The following is a 21,802-nucleotide window of genomic DNA, read 5'->3' as shown; positions in this document are numbered from 1 at the left end:
CTTGAAAATAGGGATCGGGGATTGGGGATTGGGGATCGGGGATCAGGGATCGGGGATTATTAATTTTTTTACCAGAAAATATTCTTTTCAACAAGAATTTGACAGGTTTAGTTACATATGGTTAAGATATAAGCATAGTCGTAATGAGTTTGTCTTGCAAAAAATATATTCCTCAAGCAAGTTTAGCTAATTTCAAAAGAGATATACGAGTGTAAGGGTGTGGGAATGAAACATTGGTCATGGTTAACAACTAGCCATTGTTTAACCGTGGTATATGCAGTTAATGAGACTTTTTATTGAAGTTAATTAGCAACTGGGTAATTGATTATGGTAAAAATAGTTGGCATTGGTGGCAGTTTAAGGCCAGACTCTTATAGTCAAATAGCTTTACGTTTGGCAGCCCAACGGGTAGAAGCTTTAGGCGCAGAAGTGGAAATACTGGATTTACGGGAAATGGTATTACCGTTTTGTAACGGAGAACAGGAGTATCCAGATTATCCAGATGTACAGAAGTTGCAATATGCTGTGAGTCGTGCCGATGGCTTAATTTTGGCAACACCAGAATATCACGGCAGTGTCAGCGGTGTTTTAAAAAATGCCTTAGACTTGATGAGCTTTGAGCAATTGTCTGGTAAAGTTACTGGATTAATTAGTGTGTTGGGGGGACAACCTAACAGCAACGCCCTGAATGATTTGAGGATAATTATGCGTTGGGTACATGGCTGGGTGATTCCCGAACAAATTGCTATTGGACAAGCGTGGAAAGCTTTCAGTCCTGAAGGGAAGTTGTTAGATGACAAGCTTGCTCAACGTTTTGATCAGTTTGCTCAAAGTTTGGTAGATAATACCCGCAAGCTTAGAGAAGTGGATTAATTAAGGGTAAATCTGAAAAACGAAAATTTCTTAGTGTCTTAGTGTCTTGGTGAGTCCACTTGCCGTCTTGGACGCCACGTGCTACAAGCCGGGGAACCCGTCCAACGCAGTGGCTCCGCTTCCCGTCACGTAGACGCGGAGCGGCTTCCCGTAAGGGTAGGCAAAGTGGCGTAGACGCGCTCATCGGCTTCAAGGTAGAGTACCCGTAGACGCAAAGCGGCTTCTCTTAGAGTAGGGTGTTGAAAAGATTATTTTTTCACCACTAAGACACTAAGGCACAAAGAGGAAATATAGTTAAATAGATATCAATTTCGAGAAAAAGCAATTTTATCCACTGCAATCTTTGACACAGGTATCATATCTCCAGTTTCTATATCAACTGAAAAAAGAGAATTTGTTTTTTCATGTTTAGGATTAGCAAGTGCATAAACTTTTCCTGATGGAGAGAAACTAAGACTTAGTAAGTCATTTTGCAAAGGCTGGTTGTCAAACATCAATGGTGACAAGGTGACAATTTTTCCTTTACCAGTAATCATTGATCTATTATCCAGGTCTAGTTGTATCAATCTTGTGATACCTTCCATACCCAGAGTAGTACCATAAATTTTTCCATCCGGGCTGAGTGCAAGATTGCTAAATCGCCTATCCGGTGGTAGTTCTGGTAAAAATAAATCAGAATCAGAAGAGACCTTACCATTTTTTGGATTAATTACTACCATCTCAAAAGGAGGAATACCTCCATTGAGACTGACTATAGCAATTAGTTTGTCGTCTTTTGTAGCCACTAAACTTTCAATCGTACAATTGTTTTTTTTAAATCCTGATATTTTTTTAGATTTAGAAGATCGACGATCAAAAAATAGCAGTTTACTATAATTTCCGTGTTTGGTTAATACTGTGCTTACAAGAACAAATGTTCCATTTGATAGGACAGTAAAACCAGTTATTCGCTCACTTGGTTTAGTGTATAAAGCTTTGCTAGCTACCTCAGTTTTTGTATCAACGTTATCTACTTTGGTCGGGAGAATCTCATTCAAGGTTTTGGGTATAATCTGGCTCGTAAAAGCCTGTCTACCAGTGGGTAGATCTAAAGATACTAAGGAAATTGCTGAGGTTGTGTTAGCTAAGTCGGTGGAGATTGTTTGGCTTAGACTTTGCTTGTTGTTAAATTTTGCTCCGATGAGCGAGTGTGATCCATTTGTCAATGTCTTACCTCCAAATTTGGCGATCGCTATTGATAGCACTCACTGACCAAATTGTTGACATTTGAATTTCTGCTCAGAATTTGGCAGTTTCAGTATATGTTAGTTTGATGCTAATCAATATTAATCTTTGCAAAATTCTGAAACTGTACGGAAGTGCAAAACTTAACAAGAAGGTGTATTGATGTATGTTAATTGCTCTCACTTAACTGTGCTAATTATCAGAAGTTTGAAATGTTAGCGATCGCCTGCCCCGGTATATAATAAAATGTTTTTATTTTAAAAAATAAAAAATAAGCAGAGAGCGTGAGAAAATCGAACTTCAAGTCCCGATATTCTTGAGCAGGTATTTCGCATGTCTTCGTTTACGACCTCAACAGCCTCTACACTCTCCTATCTGGTGGTTGGCGGTGGTATGTCTGGTTTGATTGCAGCTACAGTACTACGCAATCACCACATGCAAGTTACTGTAGTTGATAAAGGTCGAGCGATTGGTGGGAGAATGGCAACTCGTCGCATCCAAAATGCTCAATACGGCGAAGGTGTTTTTGATTACGGCGCTCAATATTTTACTGTCCAAAATTCCAGATTTCAAACTTTAGTCAATAACTGGATTCAAGAAGGAATTGTTAAGCAGTGGTCACTTAATAATCACATTTTGAGTAGAGAAATTTACTATCGAGGAGTTAGTAGCAACCGTGCGATTGCTCAACATTTGGCTGAAAATTTGGATGTCCATACAAATACAAGAGTGAGTAATATTACATGGCTGGAGGATTATTGGCAAGTCGAGACAGAAACTAATGACACCTTTTCAGCAGATGTGTTATTATTAACGCCACCTCTACCCCAAACTCTGGAATTATTAGAGCGATCGCAAATACAATTATCACCACAAACAAAACATCGACTAGAACAGATAGTCTATTATCGTTGCATAGCAGTACTAGCTTTGTTGGCACAACCTAGCCAGATTCCTAGTCCTGGGGGTATGCAGTTAGATGGAAATATCCTGAGTTGGATTGCTTGTAATCAAAAAAAGGGAATTTCACCCCAAGGTAGTGCGGTAACACTCCATGCAAATTCTGAGTTTAGCGAAACTCACTGGGAGGAGGATAATGTAGTTATTAGCAATCTACTTTTTGAGGCTGCATCACCGTGGTTAGGATCTTCGGTGATTGATTATCAAGTGCATCGCTGGCGCTACAGTCAACCACAAACAGTGTATGGTGAACCCTATTTGGTGCTAACTGAACCGGGACCAATAATTTTATGTGGAGATGCTTTTATTCAACCAAATCTGGAAGGTGCTGTTTTGTCTGGATTAGCTGCTGCTGATTATTTAGTGAATAATTTATAGGTGTGGCTATCAGCCAAAATCCTTGTAGAGACGCGAAATTACCCTGCGGGAACGCTAAAAGCGAACACGTCTCTACATTTTTTTCATGTAGGCTGATGCAAGCAACTTGGGTTATTAGAGGACTATTCACTCATTACAGAGGTACAAACTTGAGCAGCAACCCAAAGTTTGTGCAGTAAAAACTCAGTGCGATCGCTCATTGTAGTAACAAACACACCTTGTGCGTTTTCAGAACCATCCGATAGCCAAGAACCGCTAAGAGTGACTTCAACATACTCACAATCAGATACACATAAAGCGATAATTTTTCTTTCATCCCATCGCACTTGCACCTTGAGCTGTTCTAGTCCTGGTAAATTCACAGGAAGCAAAAAGGAAGCAGTGCTAGGTTCAATAGATAGACTTTGACCGACTCGTAGGGCCAAAATCACTCGTTGCGCTACCCATTCCTCAACAGACAGAGTTAGACACTCTAGGTGAAAACTCGTTTCGGTGTAAGTTAATTTCAGCATTCCTCATGCTCTCCTGTTATTCCAGGTTTATTTGCACGTCCATCCAAAACTGTTCCGCAAAAGCAATCGTGGGATGGACTGGTGCTTTTGGTTTAGTACGTAAGCGCATACCCGCTTCTTGGGGGGTTTTATCTCCTTTTCTGGAGTTACACCGTTCGCAAGCAGCAACCACGTTATTCCAAGTGTGCTGTCCACCGCGAGAACGGGGAAGCACGTGATCTAGTGTCAGATGTTTGCTGCTACCGCAATATTGACAACTGTGATGGTCTCGCCGTAAAACTTCTCGTCTATTTACTGGTGGAACTTTCCAAATCCGTTCACGAGAAGCAATTGTCAAGCGAATTTGTTTTGGTACATCGATAATCAAGCTAGGAGAGTGAATTTGCCAACCGCTATTAGTATTAAGATGTAGCGGTTCGGCTTTATTTGTGATTAAGAGTACGATGGCTCGCTTGATGTTTACTCGGCACAGTGGTAAGTAATTTTGAGAAAACACCACCACAGATTGATCTAAAACTTGCGTTGCGATCGTCACGGTTTGACTCCTCATTAAAAAACCCCCGCTTATTTCTTTGTGAAAGCGGGGGTTGAGAATTGACCTTAAAAGTCTTTGATTCTTATATCGGTACAGCATCTGAGTGTCTGTACCTCCCGCTTTTGTGTTTTAGTTGTGGTGCTCGAATAACTACACCAATCCTGGCATATTTAGAATCATGATTATCCTCTGTAAATTTGCCCAGCTTCAGGCAAATTAACCCCATAAATAAATACTCCACTCCCATAGGTGCCGATTCCCAACTAGTTTGGGAGTGGTTGGCACATACAGAAGTAGAGATGGGGTAAATAGATATCACAGAAAATTTCACCTGTTGAACATTCCTTTAAACATACTACACTTGTATTACTATCCTGTCTATAGTTTTAGGAGAAAAACTGATGCATACGATTACCCGCACCCCCACCACCGATATGGAAGTCACCAGCATCCGTCTTGAGCGCGAATTAAAAGATAAGCTTAAAGATCTAGCAGGCAATCAAGGATATCAAGCTCTCATCCGCGATATTCTTTGGAATTATGTTCAGCAAAAATCAGGAGAGTGGAAACCTCGATTTTCGAGATCTGACATTCGAGCCAGTATAGCTGCTACAGCCCAACAAGAAGAACGTTGTGTACTTACGGGTCAATTAATTCAGCCACAACAACCGATGCTGTTAGGACTGACGAGGACGGGCGATATGGTTCCTCTAAGTGTCGAAAGTTTAGCCGGTTAAATTTTGGATTCAACTGAATGCAGCTTAGTTAATGTTGTTGAAGTTGTTCAAGCAAAACTAAGCTGTATTCACTATTAGCTAAGACTTGTTCATTCCCAATGTTTATTCCCTATTCCTATTTTCAATACATAACAAATAAATAGGTAAGTATAATATTTAACTAAAAAACCCCTATTCTAACTACTTAATCAATTCAATACCATACATAAATATAAAAACAGATTTTAAGATATGTCGAAACTATTTAGAAAATGAGTATTTTCTAGCACAGGGGGTGTGACTACACTTGACAGATATAAAACATCAGCACAAAGATTAAGTGATTCTAAAGAATAAGGAGCAAAGCAACTAGTTTCAGTACACATTTTTTACTGAACTTGTTTAGTGAGCAAAAAGTCTGCTAAACCCTTACGTTAATTACCTTTACTGGTGTTTGACCTGGTGATAAGTAAGCTGTCAACGGACAAAATATAAAATAAATATTACATTATTCTGATTATTTTTCAGTATTAATGCGGGAACAAATTACGAAATCTTTGCTGTAAATCTAGAGCAAATACGGTTTATGTATAGTTAAAGACAAGATAACCTAAGTGAATATTAGTAACAAAACAGATGTGTAAGAAGTTGTAATTATCTTTGTTTGTACGACGAAACTAATTTTTATGTGTTTTATTACTCAAAGTTTTTGTATCAAAGAGATTTCACCATCTCTAATACAAAAGGGCTATAACAGGTGAAAGAAAGTTTAAAAGACAAGATAAACCATTCAATCGCAGGGTGCAGCCTTACAAAAAAATCAAGAATATGGTAGGAGGTTGGGTACAAAGAAAATGGGTTCAATATCCAAAAGCGTACCAAAAATAAGAAAGCGTTTGTCTTCGTTAGCACAACGCCCAGATGAAATAGATAGACTCACACACTACCCGGTCAATCTGATGCAGCAAGAGGAAGAGGTAGCCCTCCAATTAGGACAAAAGATAAACTATATCATTGCCAATCGCTCAACATCAGCAATGATGCTGCAAGGCATTGCCCAATTGCTAGGAGTGACATTCAAAGTAGATTGCTGCTGCTTAGTGACTGCACACAAAGAGGTGACTGGTAGCGAAGAATTGATTGCCAATTGGTGTCCCCAAGAGTATTTAAATTCGTCCCCAGATGAGATATTCTCATTAGACCAGTTGGATTTACCAGTAGTCCAATGTGCTGCTGAACCAACTATAGAAGACATTGCTACAATTCAAAATAGTTTGAAAATAGGATGTCAACAATTGCCAATACCAATCAAATCGGTTCTGGCAATTACTACCCGTTTCGCAGACAAAAAGAACGGCGTCATTAACTTAATTAAGTCCCAGGTATATGATTGGAGTGATTCAGAAAAATCTTTGCTGCGATCAGTAGAGTCAGTCTGCGCGATCGCTCTAGAACATGTGGCACAAGCACAGTTAATCGCCTCACAACAGCAATATATCAAAACTTGTGGCAAGCATCAAAACCTGATCAAGCAATTAACAATACTCGGCCGTAGCAACTTGGAGATTAATCAGATGCTTCAGGTTGCGATCGCTTCTACTGCCGAAGCTCTAGAAGCCGACCGGGGTTTAATAATATTACTTAAATATACTGATCCCCTATTTAAAAATCTACGTAAAAAACAAATTCCGCAAGCAAAAGCCACAGTTATTGGTCAATGGTCTAGACAACCAGAAGATATTTATCTTGATAAACAAGACAACCAAGACTATTCCTACTGGCTTTTAGATTGTGGTATTAGTCGGCGTGCTTTTACAACAGAATCTGGTAAGCCTGTAATTATTAATGATACAGGAGATCGGCGCAAAGATACCTCCACAATCGCCAAAGCTTTTATTTTAGAAAAACTACCTGCAATGCTGTTAATGCGCTTGGAGAATCAAGGCAAAGTTTTAGGATTTTTGGCATTACAGCAAACCCAACCGCGTTACTGGGAAACAGCGCAAATCAACATGGTAGAAATGGTCTGCGCTCAACTGAGCAATGCCATCATTCAAACACAAACACTACGGCAAGTACAAACCTTAGTAGATGAACGTACATCCCAGTTAAAGCGCAGTTTAGACGTTCAAGCAAAACTCTATGAAAGAACAAAGCAATATGTTGAGCAATTGCGAGAACTTAACCAACTTAAAGATGAGTTTTTAAGTAACATGAGCGATCGCCTACGCTATCCTTTAACAAATATGCGTATGGCTTTACGGATGCTGCGTCAACCAGGAAGATCCCCCGAACAGCAAACCAGGTATCTAGATATACTAGAGGAAGAGTGTACCAAAGAAATAAATTTAATCAATGACCTATTGACACTCCAAAAACTAGACACTCATCAAGAACCCCCACAATTTGCCACCCTAGACTTAAATAGCAGAATCCAAGAAATATCAGCATCTTTTGAGAAAAAACTCCTAGAAAAAAGATTAACTATTTCTTATGAGTTACCGGAACCATCCCTAGAACTACAAACTGAAATAGAAAGTTTTGATCGCATTTTGCAAGAACTCTTAACTAACGCTATTAAATTCTCAGAAACAGATACTATCATCCAGCTAGAAGCCACACACCAACTTATTCAACAAGTTGATCGGGTTATTATTAAAATAACCAACGTCGGACATAGCATCTCAGAAGCAGAAGCCATCTATATATTTGATGCATTCCGTCGCGGTAGAGGAAGATGGACTCCTGGCACTGGCTTAGGACTTGCTCTGGTAAAATCCTTAGTGCAGCATTTGAGTGGGGAAATCGCTGTGGAGAGTACTCCGATTGAAAATACAGATCTCAGCAAAATCTGTTTTCTTTTAAATCTGCCCCAATTTTCTGACCAAGATCAAACCTACTCCGAAAGTGACTGAAGAAAAATACACACCAGAAGAACTCGACTTCATCGCCATTGAAGACGAAACCACCCTAGAAGCGAATGATTTGCAAGCTGTGGCTATTCAAATCGAGAAGATCACTGACCGACAGCGACAAATTACCGCTAAAATTCAAATTCCCCAACCAGTGACACAAGTTTGGGAAGTACTCACCAACTATGAAGCCTTAGCCGAATTTATCCCAAACTTAGCTCAAAGTCGTTTGCTGGAACACCCCAACGGGGGTATTCGCTTAGAACAAATAGGTTCTCAGCGCTTTTTACGCATGAATTTTTCTGCACGTGTGGTTCTCGATCTTGAGGAACGCTTTCCCAAAAAAATCACTTTCCAAATGATAGAGGGTGATTTTAAAGATTTCTCTGGTAGCTGGTGCTTAGAACCGTGTTCCCTGGGTCAACAAATAGGAACTAATCTTTCCTACACAGTCAAAGTTTGGCCTAAACTGACTATGCCAGTGGGAATCATTGAACATCGCCTTGCCAAAGACCTACAACTCAATTTACTGGCCATTTATCAGCGTTTAGAGAACTCCAAAAAATAAACTTAAGACAAGGGAGTGTGGGAAGTCTCTTAACGAAAAAATTAAGCCCTGCTAGAGATTTACAAATTCTAACAGGGCTTAATTTTTCTATATATCTAAGGATACCCCCAGGGGAATTCGAATCCCCGTTACCTCCGTGAAAGGGAGGTGTCCTAGGCCTCTAGACGATGGGGGCGCGGTTCACACTTTTATAAATTTAGCGGCTTTTACTTTTAATGTCAACAGGTCAAACGAATAATTTGATAGCAAAATTTTAAATAGCAGCAGGTTAAACTTAGTGGAAGCAAAAGTGATTCATAGCCAATGGTTAAAAAATGCACTTTAGGAGGTAAACATGACACTCAAAAGCTGATAAAGCAAGGATTAGCATCGTCTTGATTTTACCAATCACCAAAACTGCTGTATTATAAGCAACTAAGTGGAAAATGTTTTTCTACTGAACCAAAAAAAATTAAGTTGTGATGTTGCACCTAGTCAGTTAAATCTTTACAATTCTTTACAAGAGATTTTGAAAAACATAGCTCAAAATCTACAACATGGAAGCATCTTTTGAAATCACCTTGCAGATGGTTATAGCCGTCGTTGCGGGCATCAGCGCTCAAGTAATAGCTGCGTACCTCCGAGTACCCAGTATCGTATTTTTATTACTGTTTGGTATTCTGCTTGGCTCTGACGGCTTTGGGTTACTGCATCCCCATTTGTTAGGCACTGGGTTAGAGGTTATTGTCGCTTTGGGAACGGCAATAATTTTGTTTGAAGGTGGACTTAATCTAGAACTGCGAGAGTTAAACAAAGTTTCTACAAGTTTGCAATTACTCGTAACCTTGGGAACTTTAATCACGTTAGTTGGTGGGACGATGGCGGCTCACTGGCTGGGTGAATTTCCTTGGGCTATTGCTTTTCTGTTCGCCTCTCTAGTAGTTGTCACAGGACCGACGGTAATCAGTCCTTTACTTAAGCAAATTAATGTGGAACGACCAGTAGCCACATTGCTAGAGGGTGAAGGAGTTTTAATTGACCCTGTTGGAGCCATTCTAGCCGTAGTAGTGCTGAACACGATCTTAAATGATAACGCCGACGCCTTTGGGGCAATCAGCAGCTTGCTCATGCGACTAGGTATTGGTGGCATAATTGGTGCCGTAGGCGGGTGGCTGATGGCGTTAATTTGCAAATATGCTAATTTTCTTTCCTTTGAGGTCAAAAACCTAGTAGTCTTGGCTGGTTCCTGGGGCTTATTTGTATTAGCCCAAATGCTCCGCAGTGAATCAGGATTGATGGCGACTGTAGTGGCTGGTGTGGTGTTTGGAACCGCTTCGGTGCCAGAAGAACGGCTTCTGCGACACTTCAAAGGTCAGTTGACGATTTTCTGCGTTTCAGTCTTGTTCATCTTACTGGCTGCTGATTTATCTATTGACAGTTTGTTTGCACTAGGTTGGGGCAGTTTATTTACTGTTTTGGCGTTGATGTTTGTTGTCCGTCCGATCAACATCCTATGTTGTACCTGGAACAGTGACTTGAACTGGCAACAAAAACTATTTCTGAGCTGGGTTGCACCTAGAGGGATTGTTTCTGCTTCTGTAGCTTCTTTGTTTGCGATTTTACTGACCAGACACGGTATTAACGGTGGTGATTCTATTAAAGCCCTTGTCTTCTTAACAATTATCATGACAGTTTTCTGTCAGGGGCTAACTGCTGGCTGGATTGCTAGATGGTTGGAAATTACGTCCAAAGAAGCGACAGGAGCGGTAATTGTTGGTTGCAATCCTTTGAGTATTTTTATTGGTCGCCTGCTACAAGAAAGAGGAGAAGCGGTTGTCATGATTGACACTGATCCTGAAGCAAGTCAACAAGCCCAAGCTGAAAACCTGCGAGTATTAACCAGTAGTGCTTTGGATGTTAATGTTTTAGAAGAAGCAGGATTGGCTTCGATGGGGACTTTTTTGGCAATGACCAAAAATGGTGAGGTGAATTTTGTGTTAGCACAACGAGCCGCAGAAGAGTTTAACCCACCCCGCGTCTTAGCAATTTTCCCCCGCGATCCCCAAGCTAATAATGGTAAAAATAATACTAAAGTGAACCAGGCTTTTATAGCAGACTTTCAAATTAAAACCTGGAATCAATATCTCAAAGATGGGCAAGTCAAGTTAGGGATGACAACACTTAAAGAACCGGGTTTTTCATTGCAAAAGGTTCAATTACAAGCATTAATCCGGACTGGGGAGTTAGTACCATTATTTTTAGAACGGGATGAGAAATTGCAAATCATGCCTGCGGGTGAAGCTTGGCAAAGTGGCGATCGCATTATCTACCTTTTGCATGATCCCAGACCGAATCTTTTGAAACGTCTTTCGGGTGGTAGAGATGCGAATCGCCTCTCTCTAGAAAAACTACCAGAAGTCGAAGAAATTCCAATCACTAAATTATCTCAATCTCAACTTTCTGCTAGTGATGCTCCCGCACCTTGAACATTACTCGATGGTAAGTTGTGACCTTGAGAGTTTGCAAGTTGAGCTTTCATTTGTTTTTCTTGCCACAATACGCTCAATAAATGCACCACAGAAATGATAATGGCAGCAATGGAAAGAATATAGCTGTGGATGGTGTAGAGTCTTTGGATAGTGAGCGTACTAATTGCGCCACCAGTCAGGATTTCACGTAACTGCGAACCAATCAAAGGAATCGCTTCAATGGTTCCCAATTCAATGCTAAAACGCCAGAATCCTTCTTGATCCCAGCTTAAAATCATTGCTGTCCAACTTAATCCAATTGCTGTTAGGGTGAAGAAGATCGCACTAATCCAGGCTGATAGCCAACTCTTGCGAAATTGTCTACCCAAAAATAACACGACAATTTGCACCAGTGCGATCGCAATTACTCCATTACCAGCAATATTGTGGGCTTTACGGAATAACCAACCATATTGTACCTGATCTGTTATTAGTTTTAACGACTGATAAGCCCTACCTGCTGCTGGTTCGTAGTAAATAGACAACAAAATGCCAGTAGAAGCTGCAACCAAAGATAGGGTAATAATGACGACAGATAATATCGTGGCTATGCGCCGCAGAACCCTATTAAAATCGGTGCTTTCCATCACTCACCGCTCCTTTTCTTCGCTATAAATGTACTTTTATACAATTTTAACTAAGAAATATTAAGAAATGTTTGACTTTGTACAAACGCGAGGAACATGGCGTCTCTGCTGACTTTTAACTTGTTTGTCCCGATCCCCTCTACCCAATTTCAGGATTATGTAATCGATAGCACATACCTTTATCTAATTGAACTCGCTCAAATGATTGATCCAGGTTGATAGTTGTTTCGCCACTACCAAGAAACAAGTAACCATCTGGCCTTAATAGCTGCTTAACTTTTTTCAGTAAGGATTTTTTGGTTGATATATCAAAGTAGATTAAAACATTGCGTAAAAAAATAACATCGATTTTGGGCAGGGATGACCAAGGTTGGACAATATTGATCTGACGAAACTCAACCATTTGGCGAATTTCTTCCTGAATTTGCCACTCACTATCTAGCTTTTGAAAGTACTGTTCACAGAAAGTTTTAGGCAACCCACGCTTAATTTCCAGTTGGTTATAACGTCCTTGACGCGCCCGCGCTAACACCTTGCTGGAAAAATCGCTAGCAATCAGCCTTACAGACCAATTGGCAAGCATGGGGAAATAGGCGTGCAGCAGCATAGCAATACTGTAGGGTTCCTGTCCATGAGAGCAAGCAGCACACCAAATATTTAGCGATCGCTCAATAGCTCGTTTTTTGATCAACTCTGGTAACACAAATTGTTTGAGTGCTTCAAAGGGATAGCCATCACGAAAAAATGAGGTTTCGTTGGTGACTAGCGCCTCAACAGTCTGAATGTGCAAACTGCTAAACGGTTGACTTCGCAGGTAACTTACCAAATTAGCGATCGCAGCAAATCCTGCTGATTCAGCAATTGGCTGTAAATGTAATTCTGCCAAGTAGCTTTTATCAGCATCCAACACAACTGCGGAATGACGATAAACTAATTGACGCAGATAGTTAAAATCAGTAGTGCTTATACTCATAGTCTGCTGCATTACTGATCCAAAAAAATTCGTCGTATGATCTCATCTGCCATGCGATCGAGTCCCACAACTTGATCGGCAAGTCCAGCATTCACAACGAAACCAGGCATTCCCCAAACTACACTACTAGCTTCGTCTTGTGCCAGCACTTGTCCACCGACTTCACGGATACATTGACAGCCATGTAACCCATCTTGTCCCATGCCTGTAAGTATAACTGCGAGTGTCCCAGCACCATACACCTGTGCAACCGAACGAAAGAGGACATCGACTGAAGGGCGACAGGAATTTTCTGGGGGTTTTTGATGGGTAGCCAATCGAACCACAGCTTTGTCCTGTTGCACTACCATGTGAAAATCTCCTGGTGCAATCCAAATGTGTCCTGGTTCTACTATCACTCCAGAAACAGCTTCTTGGACTGAGATTTGACATTTTGAGGATAATCTTTCAGCTAATAATTTTGTAAACATCGCAGGCATGTGTTGCACAATCAGGATCGGAACCGATAAATTGGCTGGAAGCTGACAAAGTAGTGTAGCCAGAGCATTAGGGCCTCCAGTAGAAACCCCAATTGCTACAACATCCACTCGATCTATCTTCGTACGGATAGGAAAAGTAACTGCATGAGCAATTGTGATTGGCTTGGGAGAAGGACTATTTACAGCACCAAATACCTTGATTTTGGGAATCAAGTCCTCGCGGATATGTTGGTTGATTGCCTCCACATTTCCTAAGTTACTGGGTTTGGTTGCATAATCTGAAGCACCTAAAGATAGAGCTTCTAGTGTTGCACTCGCTCCGGTGTGGGTGGAGGTGCTGAACATAATTACCGACACTTGGGGATAAGTTTGTCGGATAGCGGCCAGGGTTTCTAAGCCGTTCATCTCCGGCATCTCAACATCTAAGATCACAACATCGGGATTTACATGAGGAATCTTAGCAAGAGCAATGCGACCATTAGCAGCAACTCCTACAACTTCTAACTCTGGATCGCTGGACAAAATTTTACTAACTCGACTGCGAACTACCACCGCGTCATCTACAATCAGCACCCGAATTTTTGGCATAAGAGTTATCAGTTAAGTGATTGGACAAAATTAAATTCATTTGTGGAGATAGGGAACAGACGCGATGTTCCTCGCGTCTGTACAATTTGCGATGATCAAAGACTCGACAAGAGCGCGAAGGAAGAGGGAAAGAAGATAAGTCTAAAAACTATTTTACTCAGCATACTTAGTGTGACAGACCATTAGATTAATACTTAAAATTGTTGACGACTTTCTGTAAATCTACTGCCATACGAGCTAATTCTGTGGCTGCGTCGGATGTGTTACTGCCTCCAATTGTTGTACTTTGAGCATTGAGCGCTACAATCCCGATATTTTTGGCAATATCCGACGTTCCTTTGGCTGCTTCAGCTATATTACGAGCGATTTCATTAGTGGTTGCTGTTTGCTGCTCAACTGCACTTGCGATCGCACTTTGTAGATCATTGATTCGGTTGATGATGCTAGTAATCTGAGTAATAGCAGCAACCGCACCCTTAGTATCACTCTGAATTGCTTCAATTCGCTGGCTAATATCCTCAGTAGCATTTGCCGTTTGCTTGGCTAATTCTTTGACTTCGTTGGCAACTACAGCAAATCCTCTCCCTGCGTCTCCAGCTCTTGCAGCTTCAATTGTGGCATTTAGTGCTAATAAATTTGTTTGCCCTGCGATCGAATTAATAACTTTTATGACTTTGCCAATTTCAACACTACTTTGACCGAGTTTGTCTATGGTTTGGTTGGTGCGATCGGCAGTTTTAACGGCTTCATTTGCCACTTTTGTACCTTCAGCGACAGTTTTAGCTATTTCTCGAATGCTAGCATTCATTTCTTCCACCGCAGTTACAACTGTAGTAGTATTCTGACTCACCTGTTCTGCTGAGACGGATGCAGAGGTGGCTTGTTCTGCGGTTTGTTTGGCATTTTCTGTCATTTCCTTACTAACTGCGGTCAGTTCTTCAGCAGAAGATGCAACTGCTGTCGCCACATCTGCCATTTGGCGGATTGAAGACCTTAAGCTGTAAATCATCTGATTGGCATTATCACTCAGCTGCTGAAACTCTCCAGTGTTAGTTGCTTCGATGCTCCCAGACAAGTTTCCTTGGGCAACAGCAAGGGTGACTTCATTTATACTTTTGATCCGCTCTGTCAGATTTGCAGACATTTGGTTCAAGTTGTCGAGTAATTCTTGCCAAGAACCCTTAGCACCTTTAACAACTGCTTGAGAACCGAGTTTTCCCTCCGTACCAATTTCAGATGCCATGCGAGCAACTTCTTTGGTAACATTTTGGTTCAAACTCACCCATTCATTAAAAACTGAGGCAATTTCACCCAAACCATTGTTCTCGACTGGTAAACGAACAGTAAAATCACCGTTTTTGGCTGCTTTTAGTGCTTTCAGTAACGGCTGCAATTGCACATCTGTTGTAGTTTGATTGGTTTCGATCGCATCTGCACTGTTGACCGAGGAAGATTTAGAGCTGACTGTTTTCCCAGATCGACTTGTAGCCATTTGCCAAGTACTCCTAAGTTATTAGTTAGAGACGCGAGGAACATCGCGTCTGTACAATTATCAGTTAAAGACGCGATTATACTCTTACCTTGAAGCAGCTCTTAGGAGCATCTACGCGTCTGTACAGTTTCAGGTAATTCTTACTATCTTTACTCTCTTTACTGTTCACGATTTAAAGTCTCTAGAATTTTTTCGGTGTCTAGAACAAACAGAAAACCTTCTGCAAGTGGGTAAGCTCCTGCTAGCATTTGACGCATTTTACCTTTTAACGTTGCGGGTGGGGGCTGAAAGGTGTTTTCTGTAAACTCTAATACATCCCCAACCTGATCAACGACTAGGCTAGCTACTTCATGATCAGAACATACGATAATATTAAATCCCTGGGCTTCATCTCCTTGGTGAATTGTTGATCGCATCGCTGATTTACCCATATCTAATCGCAGTTGTAAATCGATGACAGTGAGAATTTGTCCCCGCAGGTTAATTAATCCACAAATATCTGCTGGTGCTAACGGTACACGGGTCATTACTTGGGGACGAATTACTTCTTGAACATGCTGTACATCGATACCAAAGCAAATTTCGTTGATCAAAAAGGTACACAGTTGTTGAGCCATTGTTTTTGAAGGGGACAAGGAGGACAAGGGAAGCCAGTGCGTGCGGAGGTACCGGGGAACCCGTCCACCGCAGTGGCTCCTCCGTTGTAGCACCTGGTGTGGACAGGGAAAGAATTATCATTATTTCACCGCGTCTTCTGTTTTCCACGTCTACATGATCACCGTGTCTTCTTTAGTGGCTTGCAGCAAATAGGGGTTAGCAATTTGAATCACGGCTTCTATGTCAAGAATTTCGATAATTTGATTTTGAATAACAGTACAGAAAAGAATACCTGGTCTACTGGGAATACCTTTAATTGTCAGTGGTTCTTCTACAATGTCGAGAATACGCTCAACTACCAGCGCAACACTAAGTTGTGAGGAAAGGGAGACAATCACGATTGGGAGGGGATCATCGAGGTGATTTGCATGGCGATCGCCAAAAATATTTTGTAAATCAATTAATGGTAAAATCTCACCGTAAGAGCGCACTACATACTGATTAGCTACTTTTTCTACAGCAGAAGGGGAAATTTCTTCGAGCCGCAAAGCTATTGTTAGGGGAATTCCCATGGGTGCGCCTTGGGAACCCTCAAACAACAAAACCATTTGGCGATCACTCACTTGCTCTTGATTATTTTCAGGCGTTGCACTCGATAATAGCTGTTTTTGTTTTGCACTCACACCAGCCTGATTTGCTAAAGCGATCGCATCAATAATCAATGCGACTGTTCCATTTCCCAGAATAGTGGCTCCGGCAAATAAAGATAGGGCTTGCAACTGCTTTCCTAGAGGTTTAATAACAATGTCTTGGATGTCTTCAATTGTGTCTACAACTAATCCAAATTGATAGTTATCAGCTTGGACAATTACCAAACTCAGTGTTTCCAGGTTCTTGATGTTGTCTGAAAGTTGCAACACTTGATTTAAGTAAACCAATGGCACGAGATTACCACGCAAGCGATACACTGGTACATCGTAAAATGTCTCTATACTATTTAGTGCTTGCTCTCCTTCTAAACGCACTAGTTCTTGTAAACTTGCTTGGGGAATGGCATAGCGATCGCCTCCACTGCTGACAATTAATGCTGGAATAATTGTCAAAGTCAAGGGCATCTTAATTTTAAATGTTGTTCCTTGTCCCGGCTGGCTGTAAATTTCAATACTACCGTTAAGTTTCTCGATATTGCTCTTGACAATATCCATCCCAAACCCTCGTCCGGAAAGATTATTAACCTGTTCAGTGGTTGAGAGGCCAGGTAGAAAAATTAAGTTCATAGCTTCCGACTCAGTCATCGCCGCCGCCTGCACAGCGCTGACTAAACCTAGTTGCTGCGATCGCTCTTTGAGTTGTTTTGGATCAAGACCACGACCATCATCACCAATTTCAATATTGACTTTACCACCTTTATAAAAAGCTCTGAGAAATAGGCGTCCGATACTTGATTTCCCATTAGCTAATCGCTCAGTCGGTGATTCAATGCCATGATCAATGCAGTTGCGGACTAAATGAGTTAACGGATCTTTAATTGTCTCAATAATACTTTTATCCAGTTCCGTATCTGCCCCTTGCATATCTACCTGGACTTGTTTACCGAGTGCGATCGCTAAATCACGAATCACGCGAGGGAATTTTTGCCAGATAGTACTAATGGGTTGCAGACGAGTTTTCATCACTCCTTCCTGCAAGTCGGCTGTAATTAAGTTCAGACGCTGGCAAGTTGCAGCAAAGGTGGTATCTTGAAACTTGTTACTCAAGCCGATCACCTGGTTACGGGTTAAAACCAGTTCACCCACCAAGTTCACCAGCTGATCAAGCAAATCAACATTAACTCGGATATAGGAAGATTCTGATGCTCTTAAATTGGAAACTTCTAGCAGTTCACCATTGAGAAATTGTACAGGTTCACTAAGCTGTTGCACTTGAGTATTCACAGCCAGCTGAGAACTCGATTCAGCCTGTTGTAATTTCGTCAAAGTTTTGATGAGTTCGGAATAATCGTTGTCCCCCTCATCCCTGGTGTTCTTAATTTGAGATAGAATCTGTCGGATACTGTCAACTGTTTGCAGTAAGATATTGATGATTTGAGGAGTGAGTACTAGATTGCGATCATCATTAGGCAGCTGCTTTGCTGCATCACGCACAGATGAAAGCAAACTCTCCCCTGCATGAGCAAGCGCTTCTAATTTGGGAAACGGTAAAAAGCCACAGTTTCCTTTTAACGTGTGGAGTGAGCGATAAATACGAACAAGCGCTTCTCCATCAGCAGATGCTTTTTCTAAATCGATAATATTTCGTTCTATTTGCTCCAGATTTTCATAACTCTCAACTAAAAAAGCCTCTATGTCATCGTCAATTTCTGCTAACTCCATTTGTTGGATACACTCAAAGTCTACCTGTTTTGTGTTAATCGTAACTTGAATTGAAAACAAGCAATAAGGAGTAGGGAATGGGGGTAAACCTAAATTTTCATCCTATTTCCAGATATTTTCTCATAAATGGCTGATTTTATCTGAACAATGTATTTCTTTGGAGAGATGTATGTATGACTTAATCCCGAAAAGATTAAAATTACCAAGAAAGGCATTTATGCTGAGGGCAGTAGACGCGGAGCCGCTTCCACAGGTAGGCAGCTATGTAAGAAGCATCAATAAAAACTTTAGTGCTGGGTCTAAAGCCCAGTAGTGGCTTAGTGCAGGTAGCCTATGAGCGCGTCTATGGCGGTTAATTTTTTAATATTCTGTGCATCTTGATCAATCATTGGTATGATCTCATTTAATTTATTAATTTATATTAATTCATATAAATATCAAGTCACATTTTTTAAAATTAAAATTTATGGATGTAAACGATTACTAAAATTTCTACTTCATTTATATCAAGATGAGTTAATCACTTATAATAACAAACCTGACTCAATCTCTAGCACTTCTATCATTAGCAAGGAGAGGCGATGACAGTGAGTTTAAATTAAATTATAAGTAATCATATAAACTTTATAGAATTAGGCATAGTATCACCAACCTAAAATTCATTGAGTTATGAGTAAAACATCAAAAGGGTAAAGCGGATGGCATTAGTTCTCATTATTGATGATGCAGCTTTTTCTCGCAGAATGATTCGCAAATTTCTGCAAGTGGATGGCTATGAAATCCTAGAAGCAACCAACGGACGCGAGGGATTAGAAATGGTTCACAACCATACACCAAATTGCATATTAGCAGATCTTTTAATGCCAGATATGAATGGCTTTGAATTTCTCCAGGCTTTACAAAATGAAGGATTGAAAATTCCCACAATTATCATTTCTGCCGATATCCAGGAAGCAGCACGCAATAAAAGTTATAATTTGGGAGCAGTTAACTTTATCAATAAACCGCCAAAAGAACATGAATTGCGAGAGGCGGTTCAACAAGTTCTTCATAGCAAGGAATAAAGCTCTCATGAATGTGACAGCAGATCAACTAGATGCTTTACAAGAATTGATTAATATTGGAGTTGGTCGAGCAGCAAGTCTACTCAATGAAATGCTAGATTCTCACATTCGTTTGCAAATTCCGTTTGTGAAAGTCTTAACTGCTGCGGATACCTATCATGAATTAGCAACACGATTTCAGAGTGATAGTTTAGCAACTGTCAGGCTTGGTTTTACAGGATCTTTTTATGGTACTGCTGGCTTGATTTTTCCCACAGAGAGTGCATCCACATTAGTTGCAATTTTGACTGGAGAGGAACCAGGTTCAGTTGATCTGGATGCGGTAAAAATAGGAACTTTAAGCGAAATTGGTAATATTGTGATTAATGGGGTCATGGGTTCGATCAGCAATGTGCTTAAGCAACACATGAACTACACATTACCCGTTTATTTGGAAGATACGATTGAAAACTTATTATTACCTACCCATGTAAATGACTCTAACATTATACTTGCTCAAGCAAGATTTGCAATTGAACAATTGGAAATTATCGGAGATATTATTTTAGTCTTTGAGGTAAGTACATTCGATGCGCTAATCAATGCAATTGATAAAGAAATTAGCGTCACCTGATCCGGATAATTATCATAATTTTCGGTGCCAAAAAATATCAAAAACGGTTTGATGTAATGATGAACGAAATTGAACAAGCTCAAGAAAAATTTAGCCTTTTAGATCTAATTCCTTTAGGAGCTTTTGTTCTGCATTCAAATTACACCGTTTTATTCTGGAACTGCTGTTTAGAGGAATGGACGAAAATTCCCAGGAGTAAGATTTTAGGAAACTCTATTTATGACTATTTTCCTCCTCTAAATCAACCTCGCTATACTAACCGCTTACACCAAATTTTTGAAGGCGGCCCTCCTACAATCTTTTCTTCGCAATTGCATAAATATGTTCTTCCCGTACCGCTACCGCAGGATAGATACTGCATTCAACACACAACAGTAACTGCTGTTCCTGCATTAGATGGAGATGGATTTTATGCTCTTTTTTCAATTCAAGATGTCACTGATTTAACGTTTCGAGTTCAAGAATATAAAAACTTGCGAGATCAGGCATTATCTCTAGCAGAAGAACATCAAAAAGCAAAAGAAGCAGCTGAAAAAGCGAACCGCGTCAAAGATGAATTTCTCGCTATTGTTTCTCATGAATTGCGTTCTCCTCTTCATCCTATTTTGGGTTGGGCAAAACTTTTGAAAAAAGGCTCATTGAATGAAGTTGCTAAGGTTCGGGCTGTGGAAACTATCGAACGAAATGCAGAACAGCAGGTACAATTAATTGATGACTTGCTGGATATTTCGCGCATTCTTCGAGGTAAGTTAGGACTCAATTTAGAAACCGTTAATCTTGCTGCTGTTATTGAAGCTGCTTTAGAGACAGTACGGTTAGCAGCCGAAGCTAAATCAATTCAAATCAGTCTGAATTTAGGGAGAAAGATTGGACGGGTAAAGGGTGATAGTGGTCGTCTGCAACAAGTGGTTTGGAATCTGCTTTCTAATGCAGTCAAATTTACACCAACAGGCGGAAAAGTTGATGTCTATTTAGAAGAAATTGATTCTCACGTACACATTCGAGTTCAGGATACAGGCCAGGGTATTAATCTTGACTTTTTGCCCTATGTATTTGAGTATTTTCGTCAGGCAGATAGTAGTATCACCCGCAGATCAGGTGGACTAGGACTTGGTTTGGCGATTGTACGCCAACTTGTCGAGTTACACGGTGGTAGAGTTTGGGCAGAAAGTCTAGGAGAAGGACAAGGTGCAATATTTACAGTTAGTTTACCTGTGCTGCAAAAGAATCAAGAATTAGTAAGTGCAGCTCACAAAACATGTGATGATTACTATCCATTGTGTATGCTCCATGCGCCGCTCGAAGGTATGCAGTTGTTAGTCGTGGATGATGATGCAGATACACGCGAGTTTCTGGCGTTTTTGTTAGAAGAACAGGGAGCAACTGTGACGATCGCAACCTCAGCAAAGGAAGCACTCGTAGCGATCGCTCAATCAAAGCCAGATTTGCTGTTAAGTGATTTGGGTATGCCAGAATTTGATGGCTACGCTTTAATTCGCAAACTGCGATCGCTACCGACTCATCAAGGCGGAAAAATTCCTGCGATCGCTCTGACTGCTTACGCCGCAGAAACGACGCAACAACAAGTTTTTGCAGCCGGCTTTCAAATGCATATTGCCAAACCTGCTGATCCTGCAAAGTTAGTTGCAGCAATTGCAGCACTTGTGAAAAATTGACATCCTCCCACCGCTGAAAGTACGGCACAATCAGCAATTCAAGGTGCATTAGCTTACAACGTTGTTTCATCCATAGAGAACATTAAAGCGTTTGTTCAATCTGCTTCAACGTTGTTTATTAACATTCCTCCATCCATAGAGAACATTAAAGCGTTTGTTCAATCTGCTTCAACGTT

At 40.7% G+C, this 21,802-nt stretch carries 19 protein-coding genes and 1 tRNA gene; 10 read left to right on the top strand and 10 right to left on the bottom strand.

The genetic code is table 11. The features are described 5' to 3' along the window. The first annotated feature begins 327 nt into the window (after positions 1-327). Complete coding sequence (locus B4U84_RS10915; RefSeq protein WP_017313310.1) at positions 328-873, top strand: NADPH-dependent FMN reductase; 546 nt, start codon at positions 328-330, stop codon at positions 871-873. A gap of 305 nt (positions 874-1,178) precedes the next feature. On the opposite strand, the gene B4U84_RS10910 is transcribed toward B4U84_RS10915, so the two are convergent. Beyond that, positions 1,179-1,910 (bottom strand): hypothetical protein, encoded by a 732-nt coding sequence (locus B4U84_RS10910; RefSeq protein WP_231295046.1) that lies wholly within the window; start codon positions 1,908-1,910, stop codon positions 1,179-1,181. 40 nt (positions 1,911-1,950) lie between these two features. Here B4U84_RS10910 and B4U84_RS31565 point away from each other — a divergent pair, with 40 nt between their 5' ends. Further along, positions 1,951-2,124: a hypothetical protein gene (locus B4U84_RS31565; RefSeq protein WP_231295048.1), complete on the top strand. Its 174-nt coding sequence runs from the start codon at positions 1,951-1,953 to the stop codon at positions 2,122-2,124. Positions 2,125-2,430: 306 nt separating this feature from the next. Further along, positions 2,431-3,435, top strand: a complete 1,005-nt coding sequence (locus B4U84_RS10905) for an NAD(P)/FAD-dependent oxidoreductase (protein WP_017313312.1) — start codon at positions 2,431-2,433, stop codon at positions 3,433-3,435. 122 nt (positions 3,436-3,557) lie between these two features. Here B4U84_RS10905 and B4U84_RS10900 read toward each other — a convergent pair whose 3' ends face one another. Continuing rightward, positions 3,558-3,947 carry an alr0857 family protein gene (locus B4U84_RS10900; protein WP_044452134.1) on the bottom strand — a complete coding sequence of 130 codons (390 nt, stop codon included), beginning with the start codon at positions 3,945-3,947 and terminating at the stop codon, positions 3,558-3,560. Between the two features lie 16 nt (positions 3,948-3,963). Next, positions 3,964-4,482, bottom strand: a complete 519-nt coding sequence (locus B4U84_RS10895; RefSeq protein WP_017313314.1) for an HNH endonuclease — start codon at positions 4,480-4,482, stop codon at positions 3,964-3,966. A 401-nt stretch (positions 4,483-4,883) separates the two neighbouring features. Here B4U84_RS10895 and B4U84_RS10885 point away from each other — a divergent pair, with 401 nt between their 5' ends. From B4U84_RS10885 to B4U84_RS10875, 3 genes are all read left to right on the top strand, one after another. Further along, positions 4,884-5,219: a ribbon-helix-helix domain-containing protein gene (locus B4U84_RS10885; RefSeq protein WP_009453717.1), complete on the top strand. Its 336-nt coding sequence runs from the start codon at positions 4,884-4,886 to the stop codon at positions 5,217-5,219. An 833-nt stretch (positions 5,220-6,052) separates the two neighbouring features. Further along, positions 6,053-8,113, top strand: a complete 2,061-nt coding sequence (locus tag B4U84_RS10880; protein WP_131117770.1) for a GAF domain-containing sensor histidine kinase — start codon at positions 6,053-6,055, stop codon at positions 8,111-8,113. Further along, positions 8,106-8,678 carry an SRPBCC family protein gene (locus tag B4U84_RS10875; protein ID WP_131117767.1) on the top strand — a complete coding sequence of 191 codons (573 nt, stop codon included), beginning with the start codon at positions 8,106-8,108 and terminating at the stop codon, positions 8,676-8,678. Before B4U84_RS10880 ends, B4U84_RS10875 begins: the two co-directional genes overlap by 8 nt. Before the next feature lie 102 nt (positions 8,679-8,780). Here the strand turns inward: B4U84_RS10875 and B4U84_RS10870 are convergent. After that, positions 8,781-8,853: transfer RNA gene (locus B4U84_RS10870), tRNA-Glu, on the bottom strand. 361 nt (positions 8,854-9,214) lie between these two features. Here B4U84_RS10870 and B4U84_RS10865 point away from each other — a divergent pair. Beyond that, positions 9,215-11,143, top strand: coding sequence for a cation:proton antiporter (locus B4U84_RS10865; RefSeq protein WP_017313318.1), 1,929 nt, complete (start codon positions 9,215-9,217; stop codon positions 11,141-11,143). Here B4U84_RS10865 and B4U84_RS10860 read toward each other — a convergent pair. The 6 genes from B4U84_RS10860 to B4U84_RS10835 form a co-directional block, all read right to left on the bottom strand. After that, positions 11,110-11,772, bottom strand: coding sequence for a cytochrome b N-terminal domain-containing protein (locus tag B4U84_RS10860; RefSeq protein WP_131117764.1), 663 nt, complete (start codon positions 11,770-11,772; stop codon positions 11,110-11,112). The genes B4U84_RS10865 and B4U84_RS10860 overlap by 34 nt on opposite strands. Before the next feature lie 139 nt (positions 11,773-11,911). Next, a complete protein-coding gene (locus B4U84_RS10855) occupies positions 11,912-12,745 on the bottom strand; it encodes a CheR family methyltransferase (protein ID WP_242677597.1) in 834 nt (277 codons plus the stop codon). Between the two features lie 11 nt (positions 12,746-12,756). Beyond that, positions 12,757-13,812 carry a protein-glutamate methylesterase/protein-glutamine glutaminase gene (locus B4U84_RS10850; protein ID WP_131117759.1) on the bottom strand — a complete coding sequence of 352 codons (1,056 nt, stop codon included), beginning with the start codon at positions 13,810-13,812 and terminating at the stop codon, positions 12,757-12,759. A gap of 187 nt (positions 13,813-13,999) precedes the next feature. Next, complete coding sequence (locus B4U84_RS10845; RefSeq protein WP_131117756.1) at positions 14,000-15,304, bottom strand: methyl-accepting chemotaxis protein; 1,305 nt, start codon at positions 15,302-15,304, stop codon at positions 14,000-14,002. A gap of 158 nt (positions 15,305-15,462) precedes the next feature. Beyond that, entirely contained in the window at positions 15,463-15,921 is a 459-nt protein-coding gene (locus B4U84_RS10840) for a chemotaxis protein CheW (RefSeq protein WP_131117753.1), read from the bottom strand. Positions 15,922-16,071: 150 nt separating this feature from the next. After that, positions 16,072-18,273 (bottom strand): chemotaxis protein CheA, encoded by a 2,202-nt coding sequence (locus B4U84_RS10835; RefSeq protein ID WP_165490295.1) that lies wholly within the window; start codon positions 18,271-18,273, stop codon positions 16,072-16,074. Positions 18,274-18,971: 698 nt separating this feature from the next. On the opposite strand from B4U84_RS10835, the gene B4U84_RS10830 reads away from it, so the two are divergent. Genes B4U84_RS10830 through B4U84_RS10820 form a run of 3 tightly spaced genes read left to right on the top strand, consistent with a single transcriptional unit; the run spans position 18,972 to position 21,626 of the window. Continuing rightward, the gene (locus tag B4U84_RS10830; RefSeq protein WP_131117747.1) at positions 18,972-19,337 is read left to right on the top strand and encodes a response regulator; all 366 of its coding nucleotides are present in this window, start codon (positions 18,972-18,974) and stop codon (positions 19,335-19,337) included. Positions 19,338-19,344: 7 nt separating this feature from the next. Beyond that, positions 19,345-19,950, top strand: coding sequence for a chemotaxis protein CheC (locus tag B4U84_RS10825; protein ID WP_131117744.1), 606 nt, complete (start codon positions 19,345-19,347; stop codon positions 19,948-19,950). A gap of 59 nt (positions 19,951-20,009) precedes the next feature. Next, positions 20,010-21,626: a hybrid sensor histidine kinase/response regulator gene (locus B4U84_RS10820; protein WP_131118870.1), complete on the top strand. Its 1,617-nt coding sequence runs from the start codon at positions 20,010-20,012 to the stop codon at positions 21,624-21,626. The last annotated feature ends 176 nt before the right edge of the window (positions 21,627-21,802 follow it).

Origin of the sequence: Westiellopsis prolifica IICB1 (genome assembly GCF_004323185.1) — a bacterium.
Lineage (GTDB): Bacteria > Cyanobacteriota > Cyanobacteriia > Cyanobacteriales > Nostocaceae > Pelatocladus > Pelatocladus prolificus_A.
The sequence above is the reverse complement of the archived record's forward strand: the minus strand, read 5'-3'. Positions and strand labels throughout refer to the sequence as shown.